At 66.8% G+C, this 14,763-nt stretch carries 12 protein-coding genes; 9 read left to right on the top strand and 3 right to left on the bottom strand.

Annotation, left to right across the window (positions count from 1 at the left end; all coding sequences use genetic code 11):
• Window positions 1-12: 12 nt before the first annotated feature.
• From CAP40_RS09875 to CAP40_RS09855, 5 genes are read left to right on the top strand one after another with little or no spacing between them, the layout of a single operon-like run.
• Window positions 13-1,668 (top strand): GMC family oxidoreductase, encoded by a 1,656-nt coding sequence (locus CAP40_RS09875; protein WP_086129207.1) that lies wholly within the window; start codon window positions 13-15, stop codon window positions 1,666-1,668.
• Window positions 1,665-2,981: a diaminobutyrate--2-oxoglutarate transaminase gene (ectB, locus tag CAP40_RS09870; RefSeq protein ID WP_256924115.1), complete on the top strand. Its 1,317-nt coding sequence runs from the start codon at window positions 1,665-1,667 to the stop codon at window positions 2,979-2,981. Before CAP40_RS09875 ends, ectB begins: the two co-directional genes overlap by 4 nt.
• A 6-nt stretch (window positions 2,982-2,987) precedes the next feature.
• Window positions 2,988-4,028 carry an FAD-binding oxidoreductase gene (locus CAP40_RS09865; protein WP_086129205.1) on the top strand — a complete coding sequence of 347 codons (1,041 nt, stop codon included), beginning with the start codon at window positions 2,988-2,990 and terminating at the stop codon, window positions 4,026-4,028.
• A complete protein-coding gene (locus tag CAP40_RS09860; RefSeq protein WP_086129203.1) occupies window positions 4,025-4,996 on the top strand; it encodes an ABC transporter substrate-binding protein in 972 nt (323 codons plus the stop codon). The genes CAP40_RS09865 and CAP40_RS09860 overlap by 4 nt, the downstream gene beginning before the upstream one ends.
• Window positions 4,996-5,778 (top strand): 4'-phosphopantetheinyl transferase superfamily protein, encoded by a 783-nt coding sequence (locus CAP40_RS09855; protein ID WP_086129201.1) that lies wholly within the window; start codon window positions 4,996-4,998, stop codon window positions 5,776-5,778. Before CAP40_RS09860 ends, CAP40_RS09855 begins: the two co-directional genes overlap by 1 nt.
• 112 nt (window positions 5,779-5,890) lie before the next feature.
• On the opposite strand, the gene CAP40_RS09850 is transcribed toward CAP40_RS09855, so the two are convergent.
• Complete coding sequence (locus tag CAP40_RS09850; RefSeq protein WP_086129200.1) at window positions 5,891-6,712, bottom strand: sensor histidine kinase; 822 nt, start codon at window positions 6,710-6,712, stop codon at window positions 5,891-5,893.
• A 172-nt stretch (window positions 6,713-6,884) separates the two neighbouring features.
• Between CAP40_RS09850 and CAP40_RS09845 the strand changes: the two genes are divergently transcribed.
• Complete coding sequence (locus tag CAP40_RS09845) at window positions 6,885-7,970, top strand: AraC family transcriptional regulator (protein ID WP_086129198.1); 1,086 nt, start codon at window positions 6,885-6,887, stop codon at window positions 7,968-7,970.
• Between the two features lie 52 nt (window positions 7,971-8,022).
• On the opposite strand, the gene CAP40_RS09840 is transcribed toward CAP40_RS09845, so the two are convergent.
• Window positions 8,023-9,453, bottom strand: coding sequence for a hypothetical protein (locus tag CAP40_RS09840; RefSeq protein WP_144034302.1), 1,431 nt, complete (start codon window positions 9,451-9,453; stop codon window positions 8,023-8,025).
• A 110-nt stretch (window positions 9,454-9,563) separates the two neighbouring features.
• Between CAP40_RS09840 and CAP40_RS09835 the strand changes: the two genes are divergently transcribed.
• The 3 genes from CAP40_RS09835 (at window position 9,564) to CAP40_RS09825 (ending at window position 11,808) form a co-directional block, all read left to right on the top strand.
• Window positions 9,564-10,580 (top strand): adenosine deaminase, encoded by a 1,017-nt coding sequence (locus CAP40_RS09835; protein WP_086129194.1) that lies wholly within the window; start codon window positions 9,564-9,566, stop codon window positions 10,578-10,580.
• A complete protein-coding gene (locus tag CAP40_RS09830) occupies window positions 10,577-11,089 on the top strand; it encodes a phosphoribosyltransferase (protein ID WP_256924114.1) in 513 nt (170 codons plus the stop codon). Before CAP40_RS09835 ends, CAP40_RS09830 begins: the two co-directional genes overlap by 4 nt.
• Before the next feature lie 122 nt (window positions 11,090-11,211).
• Complete coding sequence (locus CAP40_RS09825; protein WP_086129191.1) at window positions 11,212-11,808, top strand: hypothetical protein; 597 nt, start codon at window positions 11,212-11,214, stop codon at window positions 11,806-11,808.
• 174 nt (window positions 11,809-11,982) lie between these two features.
• On the opposite strand, the gene secA is transcribed toward CAP40_RS09825, so the two are convergent.
• Complete coding sequence (secA, locus tag CAP40_RS09820; protein ID WP_086129189.1) at window positions 11,983-14,724, bottom strand: preprotein translocase subunit SecA; 2,742 nt, start codon at window positions 14,722-14,724, stop codon at window positions 11,983-11,985.
• Between the last annotated feature and the right edge of the window lie 39 nt (window positions 14,725-14,763).

The following is a 14,763-nucleotide window of genomic DNA, read 5'->3' as shown; positions in this document are numbered from 1 at the left end:
GGGAGCGGAGCAATGACGGACCTGAAGACGGCAACTCTCAACCGGCGCGGTTTCCTGGGCGCCCTGGGCTCGGCTGTGGCGGCGGCCGGCACGACATCCGCCCGCGCGGCGCTCGCCGCGCAGGACACCGAATTCGACTATATCGTCATCGGCATGGGATCGGCCGGCTGCGTCGTCGCCAACCAGCTGAGCGCAAAGGCGGGCCTTCGCGTGCTCGCGCTGGAGGCCGGCCCGACCGACTATACCCCGATCATCCAGAACCCCGACAATTACTACAAGGCCAAGGGTTCCCCGATCTACGACTGGAACTATCAGACGATTCCCCAGCCGCACATCGATGGCCGCATCATCCCCGCGCCGCGCGGCCGGGCCTATGGCGGATGCAGCTCGATCAACGCGATGATCTATATCCGCGGCAACCGCGCCGATTATGACAATTGGGCCTATCAGGGGAACCGGGGCTGGGCATATGAGGACGTGCTGCCGCTGTTCATCGCGGCGGAGGGCAATCGCGACATTCGCGGGCCGCTGACCGGCAACAAGGGGCCCCTCACCGTCCAGAACTATCCGCACAAGAGCCTGCCGGGCACGGCATTCGTGCAGGCGGCGGTGCAGATGGGCTTCAAGGGGCCGGACTGGAACTTCAACGGCGCGATCCAGCAGGACGGCGCAGGCTTCTATCAGTTCACCATCCGCACCGAGTTGCGCGACGGCAAGCCAAGGCTGGAACGGTGCAGCCTGGCCAAGGCCTATCTCCATCCCGCGATGGGGCGCACCAACCTCACCGTCCGGCACGATGCGCCGGTCAAGCGGCTGATCGTCGAAGGCGGCCGCGCGGTGGGCGTGGAATATGTGCTCGACGGCCGGACGCTGCAGGCACGCGCGAGCCGCGAGATCGTCCTGTGCGCCGGCGCGGTCACTTCCCCCGCGATCCTGATGCGCTCGGGAATCGGCCCGGCCGACGCGCTGCGCGCGCTTGGCATCCCGGTCGTCCTGGACCTGCCGGGCGTCGGCGAGAATCTGCAGGACCATCCGGTGCTGCCGGTCGCCTATCACGCCCTTCCCACCTTGCCGCCGCTCTGGGCCAGCGGCGTCCAGGCCGGGCTGTTCGTCAAGACGCAGAGCCATGCCCCCTCGGCGGCGCCCGACCTCCAGTTCCATTTCTGGCAGGGCGACGACGACGACGCCAATTCCTTCTCCTTCTCGCCAACCGTGGTCCGGCCGTCGAGCCGCGGCCGAATCCGGCTCAAGTCGGCGGACTATACCGTCGCGCCCCTGATCGACCCGAACTACATGCAGACCCAGGCCGATATCGACGTGATGATCAAGGGCATGGAGCTATCGCGCGAACTGGTGCGCCAGCGGGCGTTCCGGGGCATCGCGGGGGCGCCGCTGCACGATTTCGGATCGGCGAGAACGCCCAGGGAAATGGCCGACTATGTCCGCAAGAACGTGCGGACGATCTATCACCTCGCCAGCACCTGCAAGATGGGGCTCGGTGCCGATGCCGTGGTCGATCCGGAGCTCAAGGTCTATGGCATCGCCGGCCTGCGCGTCGCCGATGCATCGATCATGCCCGAAGTGGTCAGCGGCAACACCAACGCCGCATGCGCGATGATCGGCCAGCGCGCCGCCGACATGATCCTCGGCAAGGGCAAGCGTCCGTGAGCCGGCGCGCCCGCGCCGACATTGCGACGAGCGGCATCGCCTCCTTCGTCCGGCTCGAATCGGACGTGCGCGTCTATTGCCGCGACTTCCCCGCGGTGTTCGCGCGCGCACGCGGCGCCGAGCTCTTCGACGAGGAGGACCGGCGCTATCTCGACCTGCTGGTCGGCGCGGGCGTGCTCAACTATGGGCATAATCCCCCCGAGATCGTGGCGGCGATCAGCGGCTATCTGGCCGAGGGCGGGATCGTCCATGCGCTCGATCTGCACACGGTGGCCAAGCGCCGGTTCCTCGACGCGTTCGAACGCCACATCCTCGCGCCGCGAAACCTGGACTACAAGATCCAGTTCACCGGCCCGACCGGCACCAACGCCATCGAGGCGGCACTCAAGATCGCACGGCGAGTCACCGGCCGGCACTCGGTGATCGCCTTCACCAACGGCTATCACGGCGTGTCGCTCGGTGCGCTGGCGGCGACGGGCAATTCCTCCAAGCGGCGCGCCGCCGGCATCGCCCTGGCGGGCGTCGACCGGATGCCGTTCGACGGCTATTTCGGCAGCGAAGTCGATACGGCCGCCTATCTCGCGCGGATGCTCGCGGACCCCGGCAGCGGGATCGATCCGCCGGCGGCCATCCTCCTGGAAGTCGTCCAGGCCGAGGGGGGCATCAACCTGGCCTCGGATGCCTGGCTGCGCTCCATAGCCGAGATCGCCCGCGCGCATGACGCTCTGCTGATCATTGACGACATCCAGGCAGGCTGCGGGCGCACCGGTAGCTTCTTCAGCTTCGAAAGGTCCGGGATCCGGCCCGACATCGTCTGCCTGTCCAAGGCGATCGGCGGGATGGGGCTGCCGATGTCGCTCGTGCTGATGGCGCCGGAGCATGATTGCTGGCGGCCCGGCGAGCACAACGGCACCTTCCGCGGCCACAATCTCGCTTTCGTCGCCGCCACTGCCGCCATCGAAAGCTATTGGCGCGACGACAGGCTCGAACGCCGCATCGCCGCCGGCGCGGCGCATCTCGAGGAGCGGCTGCGCGCGCTGCCGGGCCATGGCAGGCCGGACGGCTTCACCTTGCGTGGCCGGGGAATGATCCGCGGCCTGGCATGGCGCGACGCGGGTATCGCCGGGCAAGTCTCGGCGGCGGCCTATGCGCGCGGCCTGATCGTCGAGACCTGTGGCCCCCGGGGCGAAGTGCTGAAGCTGTTGCCGCCGCTCACGATCACCGCCGCGGAGATCGACGAGGCAGCCGATCTGCTCGGCGAGGCGATCGCCGATATCGCCCACGTCCCTGCCCCCGCGCTCGAGACGGCCTGACCGGCAATGCGCGGGCCCAGCCTTCTCGTCGTGGGGGCTGGCATCAACGGCCTGTGGACCGCGTGGCGCTTCCTTCGCGCCGGTTGGGAGGTGACGCTGGCGGACGCCGGCCCCTTGCCCAATCCGGCGGCGGCGTCCTGGGACCAGCACCGGCTGATCCATCCGCTGGGCGCGGAATCCGAGGCCGACGTCCATGCCATCGAAAGGGCGCTGGGCGGCTGGGCGGAGCTCTGGTCACGGCTCGGCCACAGCCATTACCGCCAGACCGGGGGCCTGCTCGGCAATCGCATAGAAGCGCGCTCGATCTTCCTGGGCGCCGCCGGATGGCCCTGTCAGCGCGTGGGCAGCGCCAGCCTGGCGGCACTGGTGCCGGGGTTGCGCCGCCATCCGGAGAGCGGCGGACTATGGACGCCCCGTGCCGGCGTGCTGCTGGCCGATCGCATCGTCACCGACATGGTCCGGCTGATCGACGGGCTCGGCTGTCGTCTCCTGCCCCATCGGCCGATCCTGGAGGAAGAGATCCGCGAGGGACGTTTCCGCCTGGGCCATGGCGAACGCTTCGAGCCCGACCTGACCATCATCGCGGCGGGCGCCGGAACCGGCGAGATGCTGCGGATGCTGGCGCCGCGCCTTGCCGGTGTCGACCAGACGATGTTCTATTTCTCCGCGCCGCGTGCCTGGGAGCGCGCGCCCCTGCTCGTCGATTTCGGTCCGCACGACGACCTGTGGGCCGCGCCGCCGGTGGCCGGCACCATGCTCAAGCTCGCCGCCAGCAATCTTGCCGTGCCGGGGGGCGTGTTCGACATCGACGCGCTGTCCGAGCGGATCACCGAGACCTTTCGCACGATCGAATGGCGGTTCGTACGCCAGGCGCGATGCCGCTATGCCCGCACGGCCGACGGCGCCCGCATCCTCGAGCCCGTAAAGGGCACCGACCAGCGGGCCTGGGTCGTCGCCGGCTGCAATGGCGGCGGCTTCAAGCTGGCACCGCTGGTGGCCGATCTGATCTGGCAGCATGCCCACGGCCAAGTGGAGGCTCTCGCATGAGGTCGCCCGATCCGGAATGGGCGGCCCTGCTCTCCCGCTTGCCGCAGCCTGGGCCGGGGCGCACCTCCATCGGCCTCGCGGTCGACACCGGCCCGCACGGCGCCGACCTGCTCCGGGCGGCAATTTTGCTGGCCGACGACTTCCCCGGGCTCGGCTATCTGTGGCTGGACGATGGGGCGAGTGCCGAGGGCGGCGCGGCAGCCGCGCGGGCCATGAACGCGCACGGCGTGCGACTGCTCGTCGGACATTTCAACAGCGCATCGGCGCTCGCCGCGGCGCCCCTTTATGCCCGGGCCGGCGCGGTGCTGCTGGCACCCGGCGCGACGCATCCCGCGCTGACCGGAGCGATGCCGCATTGCTTCCGGCTGTGCGCGCATGATCTGCGCCAGGCCAGGCTGTTCGCCGAGGAACTGGTCGCCGCCGAGGAACGCCCGGTGCTGGTCACGCAGCGCATCGCCCATGGCAAGAGCCTTGGCGATGCGATCGAGGATCTGTTGCGCGCAGCCGGACGCGCCCCCCTGCGCATCGATGCCGACAACCCCGCGGAGATCCCCCCGCTCCCGCGCGGGCCGGTGGCGGTGATCGGGCGCCATGCATTCGCGGCCGCGCTGTTGCCACGGCTGGCATCGCACCCGCGCGTGCTGCTGAGCGACGACTGCCGCACGCCCCATCTGCTCGACGCGATCCGCCCGGGCATATCGGACCTGCGGGTGGCGGCGCTCGGCCAAGCCGCCGATCCGGCGCCGAGCGGCGGCGCCTATGCGCTCACCAGCCGCGCGGCCATCGAGATATTGGCGGGAGCGGTGGAACGCGTGGGGCCCGACCCCGCCGCGGTGGCCGAAGTGCTGCGCATTCGGCGTTGGCCCACCTGCCTCGGCACCATCGCATTCGACGCGATGGGCGAACCCCTTGGTATCGACTGGCACTGGCTGCGGATCGCGCCGGCCTTTGCGGTGGAGGCGAACTGATGCAGGCAACCCAGGGGCCATCCGGCACGGTCACCCTATGGCTGGTGCCGCGCGAAGGAGGACATCGCGATCCAAGGGCCGAGTTCGCGGAGCTGGATGCCGCCGCACGCGCGCGGCTGGAGGAAATCCGCTCGCCCGAAGCGCGCGACACCCAGCTGCTCAGCCGCGCCTGGCTGGCACGCCTGCTGCGCGCGCAATTCGGGCCGGCGAGCGCAAGCTGGAGTGTCGGCATCGATTGCAACGGCCGAGCGACCTTGCGCAACGCACCGCCGGGAATCGCGATCGCCTTCGCCCATGGACGCGACACTATTGCGCTGGCAATCGGCCATGATTGCGGTGCCGGCCTGGGCATCGATCTCGAGGACCGGCTCGGCGGCGACGACCCCCTGCTCGCGCCGGTGATGCTCTCGCCGGCCGAACTCGCCCAATATCATTGCCTCGCCACCGGAGAACGCCGGCGACGCTATCTGCTGGCACGCTGGGTGGCGAAGGAAGCCTATGCCAAGGCGCTGGGCAGAGGGCTGGCGCTGGGGTTCGACGCGATCGACACCATCGAGGTCGCGCCGGGGCATTTCGGCATCCGCGACCCCTATGCGCCGGACGATGCCACCTGGCAGGTCAGGCTGATCGAGCCCGACGACGGCACCGCCGTTGCCGTGGCATTGGCCCCGTCCGGCAACGGGCCGGTCGCGATCGATCTCCACGATCCGGACGGGTTCAGATGGCGCATCACTACCGACGACGCAAAATGCGCGACGGAACACGCTTCGATTGGAACCTGAGATCGGGCTACCCGGAGCAGCGCCCCATGGAACGCCGGTTGCGAAACGCCCCGCCCGTTGGGGGAACGGGCGGGGCGGCGGGCCCGTGGGGGACGGGCCTCGGGGGAAAGGATCAGATGAAGTCGGGGCTCCGCGGCAGGGCGAGGACGAAGACGGCACCCTCGCCGGGTTCGGACGGCTCGAGCGTCAGCGTGCCGCCATGCGCATCGACGATGGTCTGCGAGATGGCGAGGCCGAGGCCGGTGCCGCCCGGCTTGGTGCTCACCATCGGCTCGAACAGATGCGCGCGGACACCCGGAGGCACGCCGGGGCCGGTATCCGCCACGCGGATGCGGACGCGGGGGCCCTCGGCCCAGCTCGTGATCGCGATCCGCCGGGCCGGGCTGTCCCACATCGCCTGGGCCGCGTTGAGCAGAAGGTTGGAGAGCACCATCTCGATCTGGATGCGATCCCCCAGCACGCAAGTGGAGCCCGGCGCGAAGCTGTGCGCCACTTCGATATCATTCAGGCACGACAGGCGCGGGCGCACGGCGTCGAGCATTTCGATCAGGCATTCCGGCCGCGCGTCGATCCGGCCGGTCTTCACGAAGCTGCGCATGCGCAGCACGATGTCCGAGGCACGCGCGGTCTGGGCCGCGGCATCCTCGATGAAGCCGAGCAGTTGCTCCAGCCCCTGGATCCGCTCGCGCAGTACCGCGGCGCAGCCCAGCATATAGTTGCTCGCGGCAGTCAGCGGCTGGCTCAGCTCGTGCGCCATCGCCGCCGCCATCGCACTCATCGCGGTCAGCCGCGCGCGCGCCGCGGGATCGCCCGGCGCACAGGGATCGCCCGGCGAATCATTCGCCGGAAACCGCACCGAATCGAGCGCCTCGCGCAACGCATATGCGTCGGCGCCGGCGCCGCGCCTGGCCATCGATGCCCCGTCGAACCCCATTTACTTCTCCGTGCTTCCGATTTCCTGCCCCTGGAAACCGGTATTCGTGGATTCATTAGGACGAGTTGCGTCAGGCTGCTTTGCATTTCACGCCAACCACTTGGCAGTTCACGTCACCCTGCATAAGAATTGGAATGTCCGGGATGCACGCCGGGCATGGGGAGGGTCCGGCATGACTTCGGGGCGTGCGGCCATGTTGATGGACTATGTCCCGGTCGCCCTGGAAGTTGGCCTGGATCCCTATCGCATTCTCGCCGACATCGGCGTCAGCCCGTCGCAGCTCCGCAATCCCGAGGAACGGCTTCCCCGCGGCGTGATCGCCTCGATCCTCGAACGCTCGGCGATGGAAGCCAACTGTCCGCACTTCGCCATGCTGATCGCCGAGCGGCGCGACCTTTCCTCGCTCGGCCCGTTGAGCCTGGTCCTCCAGCAGCAGGAGACGCTGGACGATGCCCTCCGCATGCTGATCCGCTACCAGCATCTGCTGAGCGACCTGCTCACCTTCAGCCTCGAGATCGAGGGCGACGCTGCGCTGGTGCGGACCCAGATCGTCAGCAATATCGATTTCGCGCCGCGCCAGGCCCATGAAGCGGTGAGCGCAATGCTTTCGCGCGTCTTCATCGAGATCGGGGGCAGCGCATGGAAACCGGAATGCCTGCATTTCATGCATGCCGCTCCCCGCTCGCTGGAAGTGCACCACCGGGTGCTCGGCTGCCCGGTGCGCTTCGGCAGCGACGCGAATGGCGTCGTCTATGGTCGCGAGACGCTGCGCGCCCGCAACCCGGGCTATCGTTCCAACATTGCCGCCTATGCGAACCGCTATTTCGAGACGCAGCTGCCTGCGGCGCCCCCGCTCACCGAAGTCGAGCGGACGCGCCGGGCGCTCTTCATCCTGCTCGCGTCCGGCAACGCCTCCATCGAGAAAGTCGCGCGCCACATCGGCGTCTCGCCGCGCACGCTCCAGCGCAGGCTGGAGGCCGAAGGCGCCGGCTTCAGCGCGGTGCTGAACGGAATACGCCGCGAGTTGGTGGTCCGCCACCTGCTCAACAACGTCCAGCCGCTCGCCGCGATCGGCGAGATGCTGGGCTATGCCTCGCCCGCCGCGTTCACGCGCTGGTTCACTTCCGAATTCGGCATGTCGCCCAGCGCGTGGCGCCGCTCGGCGAGCGAGGATTCCCCGCCCGCCCCGCCCCTGGTGGAAGATGGGGACGCCGTTCCGGCCGGCCCGCAGGCGATCGGGGTGCCGACGCCGTTGTAAAAGCGAATTGGCGAAGGGGCCCGAAACGCCGGAGCATCACGGTTCCGTCTTCCTACTCCATGATGCCCATCAACTGCCCCTGCACGGCAATCTCGACACGCGCCGGATCGACCAAGCTGCTTCCGGTGACGTCATAGATACGCACCTTGATGATATTGACACCATCCATATACGCGGCCGCCTGTAGCGGATTGCCGTTCGCGTCACGCGCGCCGATCACGTCAACCGCGGCCTCGACCGCGCTGGTGAACGCACGAGACAGGTTGACGTCGAATAGGCCGGTCGCCTGCTTGACCACGGTGAACTCCTGAACTCCCTGCGCATAGGTAACCGTCTCCCCGCCGGTGAAGGTCGCACGCGATCTCGAATAGGCATGGGTCTGCAAGTCGCATGTGCCAACATAGCGCGCATCGATATCGTACCGGCTGTTATTGCCACCATCATGGAGCCAGCCCTGATACTCGGCATGCGCCTGAACATTGAGCAGGTCGGTATGGGCGGCATGGATATGCCGGCCGCGTGGAGCGGTGCCATGGATGCGCGGATGCACGATCCGGCAGCCAGTCAGCGGATTGCCCACGCTGCCCACGAAGTGCCAGGTCTGCGCATCGCTCTGCGCATTGCCATTCCCTTCGATATAGCAGCCATCCCAGACATGGGCCTGGGTTGCGGTCCGCGTGGTGCCGGCAGTAACCGAGAAAAGATATTTCTGCCTATTCGACTGGAAGATGCAGTCCTTGTCCCAACTGCACTCAACGGCATCCTCCACCAAGATCGCTTCCGCCGTTGAGGGAGGCGTGTCTTCATAGACGCAGGCGCGGTGCAGGATGGTGGTAGGGAATTCGTGTTCGATCGGATCGGTCGCCGCGATCTTCTGATGCTTGGCGTTGTTGAAGAAATAGCACTGGTCGAGCACGATAGCGTAGCAGCCTCCAACGATCTGCAGCGCATGCTCGCTGGTGTGGGCGAAATTCAACACGCCCATGCGCTCTAGCCTGCCGTGCTTCTGCCCCTCCAGCCGAAGCGCATAGGCAGCGCCAGTCGCGCCATCGCCCTTGATTCCGAAGTTGCGCAGATCGTCATACTGGATACTGGTGTCGATCACGCCGCCGCAGTCGATTGCCGGCCCGGAACTCATCTCCGGCACGATCCCCGATCGTGCCAGCCCAATTCCGATGATTGACACATAGGGCCGCTTCAGCAGCGTGGCGGTGGTACGATAATAGGTCGAAAGCAGCACCGCGCGCGCGCGGCCGGCATGCGGCCAGTCCGCCGCTGCATCGATCGCCGCCTGCACTGCCCCGGTGTCGTCAGCCACGCCGTCGCCGATCGCGCCATATTGCTCGGGACGAACGAAATGGCGCAGCTCGGTCGCCACGTCACTCGATGCGGCACCTTCTTCGACCTGTGCGAAACCGATCATCTCCGCACCCTCGCCGTTCGCACGACCGGCAAGTTGTGCGATTGTTGGCACGTCAACCATATCTTTTCTCCACTTAATCAGAACAAATGGAGAACATTAGAAATCCTACATTGCAAGGAGCCCACACCACTCCCCTTGCGACTCCGTGCCCCGCCTGCGATGTTCCGGCGATGCACGACCTCGACACGTTCATCGCCGGACTGCCCAAGGCGGAACTTCACCTGCACATCGAAGGCAGCCTGGAGCCCGAGCAGATGTTCGCCTTTGCCCGGCGCAACGGCGTCGCCATTCCCTTTGCCTCGGTGGAGGAAGTGCGGGCCGCCTATGAATTCTCGAACCTCCAGGATTTCCTCGACATCTATTATGCCGGCGCCGACGTGCTGCGCACCAAGGAGGATTTCCACGACCTCGCCCTCGCCTATTTCGAGCGGGTGGCGCAGGACGGGGTCGTCCATGCCGAGATCTTCTTCGATCCGCAGACGCACACCCATCGGGGCATTCCGTTCGGAGTGGTCGCCAACGGGCTGCTCGCCGGCATGGAGGCGGCCGAGGCACGGCTCGGGATCACTTCCAAGCTGATCCTCTGCTTCCTGCGCCACCTGGACGAGGAGGATGCCTTCAAGACGCTGACCCAGGCCCAGCCCTGGCTCGACCGGATCGCCGGCGTCGGCCTGGATTCGTCCGAGCTCGGCCATCCCCCCGCCAAGTTCGAGCGCGTCTTCGCCGCGGCCGCCGCGATGGGGCTCAAGCGCGTCGCCCATGCCGGCGAGGAAGGGCCGCCCGAATATGTCGCCGAGGCGCTCGACCTGTTGGCGATCGACCGGCTCGACCATGGCAATCGCAGCCTCGAGGATTCGGCGCTGGTCGCGCGCCTCGCCCGCTCCTCGATGACGCTCACCGTCTGCCCGCTTTCCAACGTCAAGCTGTGCAACGTCGCCTCGGTCGACGCACACCCGATCGACCGGATGCTGCAACTGGGCCTGCGCGCCACGGTCAATTCGGACGATCCCGCCTATTTCGGCGGCTATGTCGCCGACAATTACCGGGCGATCGCCCGGGGCCGCGACCTCAGCCGCCGCGACCTGGTGACGCTGGCGCGGAACAGTTTCCTGGGCTCCTTTCTTTCCGACGACGAAGTCGCCGTGCATCTTGCGCGGGTCGACGCCTATGCGGAGGAACACGCTTGAGCATCGTCTTCACCCATTTCACCCATGCGGAGATGGTGGCGGGCGTCCACGCCATCGCCGCCGCCGCCGAAGCCTGGAACCCGACGCTGCTGGTCGGCGTCGGCCGCGGCGGGCTGACGCCGGCGGTGTTCCTGTCGCACCGCATGGGCCTGCCGCTCGTCTCGATCGACCATTCGACCAGGATCGCCCAGTTCGGCGAGGAGTTGGTCTCGGTGCTCGCCCGGCGGACGCGCGACGGCGACCGGCTGCTGTTCGTCGAGGACATCAACGACAGCGGCAAGACGATCGGCGAGATCCGCAACGCGCTTGCCGGCGAAGGCGCGATCGCCAGCCGCATCCGCTTCGCCGTGCTGCTCGACAATCTCCGCTCCTCGCAGCAGGTCGACTATCGCTCCCGCAGGATCGATCGCTCGGTCGACAAGGACTGGTTCGTCTTCCCCTGGGAAGCCATGGCGCCTCGCGACACGCTCGCCGAGGACGCGATGGAAGTTCCCGAACGCCTGGCGTGATTTGGCATGGGTTGTTCAGCCTCCGTCAATCGCGGATATGCCACGCTCCATCGTGGACACATCCCTGCCGGCACGCGTTCGTTCCGTCATAGCAGTGCCCAGACTTTAACTTCGGAGGAACCATGTTGAGAACTCCCAAGCGCCCCCGGTTCGCAGCGCTTGCTCTCATCCTCGCCGGCAGCATCTCGCTGTCCGCCTGTATGACCGCGACCCCCTATCAGCCTGCCACCGGCAACGGCACCGCTGTCCGCAACGGCTATTCGGACACGCAGATCGAAAGCAATCGCTTCCGCATCAGCTTCTCCGGCAACAGCCTCACCTCGCGCGAGACGGTCGAGCGTTACCTGCTCTATCGTGCCGCCGAGCTGACGCTCCAGCAGGGCTTCGATCACTTCATCCTGTCCGACCGCGATACCGAGAAGAAGACCGATATCGTGCGCGAGCCGGGTGCCTGGGGTCCCGGGCCCTGGGGCTATTGGAGCCCGTCCTGGCGCTTCTATCGCGGCCCGCGCTGGGGCTGGCGCAGCTGGGATCCGTTCTTCGACGATCCCTTCTGGCGCGACCGCGACTGGGACTATCGCACCGTCACGCAATATGAGGCGATGGCCGAAGTGGTGATGGGCAAGGGCCCCAAGCCCTCCGACAACCTGCGTGCCTTCGATGCGCACGAAGTGGTCAGCCGCCTGGGTCCGTCGATCCAGATGCCGACCACGAAATAGGCCGAGAAACTCCTCCCTCGCGAAACGGGGGAGGAGGGCCATTTGCCCGGCAAATGGCGGAGGGCCCCTGGCCCCAGGCGAAAATGGAATGTGGAGGGCGGTTCCTCCTCCACCATCGCCCCTGCCGGCGATCCCCCTCCCCCGCTCTTCGAGCGAGGGAGGATTTTTTGGCCCTTACGCCACCTGGCCGTGGCAGTGCTTGTACTTGCGGCCCGAGCCGCAGGGGCACGGCGCGTTGCGGCTGACCAGCCCTTCCCACTGCGCCGGATCGGTGCCGAGATCCTCGGCCGAAGGCTGGGGAATGCCCATCTGCGGCAGGCGGGTGGTGATCAGCCCGGCCGCGCCGCCATCATAGTCATAGGTATCGTCCTCGCCGGTCAGCGGGTCGATATGGGTGGTCAGGAAGTCGGGAAGCTCGGGCAGCTGCGGCGCCGGCTCCATCCGGAACTGGGCGAAGGCGAGCGTGCGGGTCACGTCCTCGCGGATCTGGCCGAGCATGCGCTCGAACATCGCGAACGCCTCGTGCTTATACTCGTTGATCGGCGTCTTCTGGGCATAGGCGCGCAGGTGGACGACCTGGCGCAGCGCGTCGAGCATCGCGAGATGCTCCTTCCAGTGATGATCCAGATTCTGCAGCAGGATCGACTTCTCGATCTGGCTCCAGGTCTCCGGCTCCAGATCGACGGCCTTGGCCTCGACGAGCTTGTCCGCGGCCTCGCGGATGCGCTCCTCGACCATCTCCGGCTCGATCTGCGCCTCGTCGCTGATCCACTGCTCGACCGGCGCGTCGACGTTGAGGGTGCTCAGTACCTTCTCCTTGAGCTCCTCTACCTTCCACTGCTCGGGATAGGAGCCGTGCGGGCAATATTCGCCGACGATGGCGTTCACCGTCTCGGCGCGCATGTCGGTGACGACGTCGCCCACCGTATCGGCGTCCATGATGTCCGCGCGCTGCTCGTAGATCACCTTGCGCTGGTCGTTCATCACGTCGTCATATTCGACGACCTGCTTGCGGATGTCGTAGTTGCGCGCCTCGACCTTGCGCTGCGCGGTCTCGATCGCCTTGCTCAGCCACTTCGAGCCGATCGCCTCGCCATCGGCGATGTTGTTGCGCATCATCTTGGCGAACAAGGTGTTCGAGCCGAAGATGCGCAGCAGGTCGTCGTCCAGCGACAGGTAGAAGCGGCTCAGGCCCGGATCGCCCTGGCGGCCCGAGCGGCCGCGCAGCTGGTTGTCGATGCGGCGGCTCTCATGGCGCTCGGTGCCGAGCACGAACAGGCCGCCGGCTTCCTTCACCTTCTGCTTCTCCGCCGCGATCTCGGCCTTGATCTGCTCGATCGCGGCGTCCTTGGCGGGGCCGTCCTCCATCTCGGCCAGTTCGTCATGGGTGCGGAACTCGAGGTTGCCGCCCAGCTGGATGTCGGTGCCGCGGCCGGCCATGTTGGTGGCAATGGTCACCGCGCCCAGCCGGCCCGCCTGCGCCACGATATGCGCTTCATGCTCGTGCTGGCGCGCGTTGAGCACGCTGTGCTCCACGCCTTCCTTGGTCAGGAACTCGGAGAGCATCTCGCTCTTCTCGATCGAGACGGTGCCGACCAGCACCGGCTGGCCCTTGACGGCGTGTTCCTTGATCTTCTTGGCGATCGCCGCGAACTTCTCGTCGAGCGTCTTGTAGAACTCGTCCTCCTCGTCGACGCGCTGCACCGGCAGGTTGGTCGGGATGGTGACGACGTTCATCTTGTAGATGTCGAAGAATTCGGGCGCCTCGGTCGCCGCGGTGCCGGTCATGCCCGAGAGCTTGGGGTACATGCGGAAATAGTTCTGGAAGGTGATCGAGGCGAGCGTCTGGTTCTCCGGCTCGATGTTGACGCCTTCCTTGGCCTCCACCGCCTGGTGCAGGCCGTCCGACCAGCGCCGGCCGTCCATCATGCGGCCGGTGAACTCGTCGATGATGACGACCTTGTCGTCCTTCACGATATAGTCGATGTCGCGCTTGAACATCACGTTCGCGCGCAGCGCCTGGTTCAGGTGGTGGACGACCTGGGTATTCTCGAAATCATAGAGATTGGCGCCCTGGAGCAGTCCGGCGCCCTCGAGCATGCGCTCGACCTTCTCGGTGCCGTCCTCGGTCAGCACGATGGTGCGCTGCTTCTCGTCCTTCTCATAATCCTCGGGCGACAGCTGCTTCACCACCGCGTCCACGCCCATATAGAGTTCGGACTTGTCGTCGGTCGGGCCGGAGATGATCAGCGGCGTGCGGGCCTCGTCGATCAGGATCGAGTCGACCTCGTCGACGATCGCGAAGTTGAACGGGCGCTGCGTCATCGAGACGCGCTCGTACTTCATGTTGTCGCGCAGATAGTCGAAGCCGAACTCGTTGTTCGTGCCATAGGTGATGTCCGAGCCATAGGCCTCGCGGCGCTCATGGTCGGAGAGATTGGGCACGATCACGCCGACGGTGAGGCCCAGGAACTTGTAGACCTGGCCCATCCACTCCGCGTCGCGCTTGGCGAGATAGTCGTTGACGGTGACGACATGGACGCCGTCGCCCGGCAGCGCGTTGAGATAGGTCGCCAGCGTCGCGACCAGCGTCTTGCCCTCGCCGGTGCGCATCTCGGCGATCTCGCCGCGGTGGAGCACGATGCCGCCCACCATCTGCACGTCATAGTGGCGCTGGCCGAGCACGCGCTTGGCGGCCTCGCGCACCGTGGCGAAGGCCTCCGGGAGCAGCGCGTCGAGCTTCTCGCCATTCGCGAGCCGCTCGCGGAACTTCACCGTCTGGCTCGAAAGCTCCTCGTCGCTCATCGCCGAGATCGTCGGCTCGAAGCCGTTGATCTTGTTCACGATGCTGCCGAGCGACTTCACATAGCGATCGTTCGAGGAGCCGAAGAGGGTCTTGGCAAAACCGCCGAGCATGGATTTTCCAGTCTATGTCTAGGGTGGTCGGACGGGCGC

Origin of the sequence: Sphingomonas sp. IBVSS2 (assembly GCF_002127225.1) — a bacterium.
Classification (GTDB): Bacteria; Pseudomonadota; Alphaproteobacteria; order Sphingomonadales; family Sphingomonadaceae; genus Sphingomonas.
This window is presented reverse-complemented; position numbering and strand designations above follow the sequence as displayed.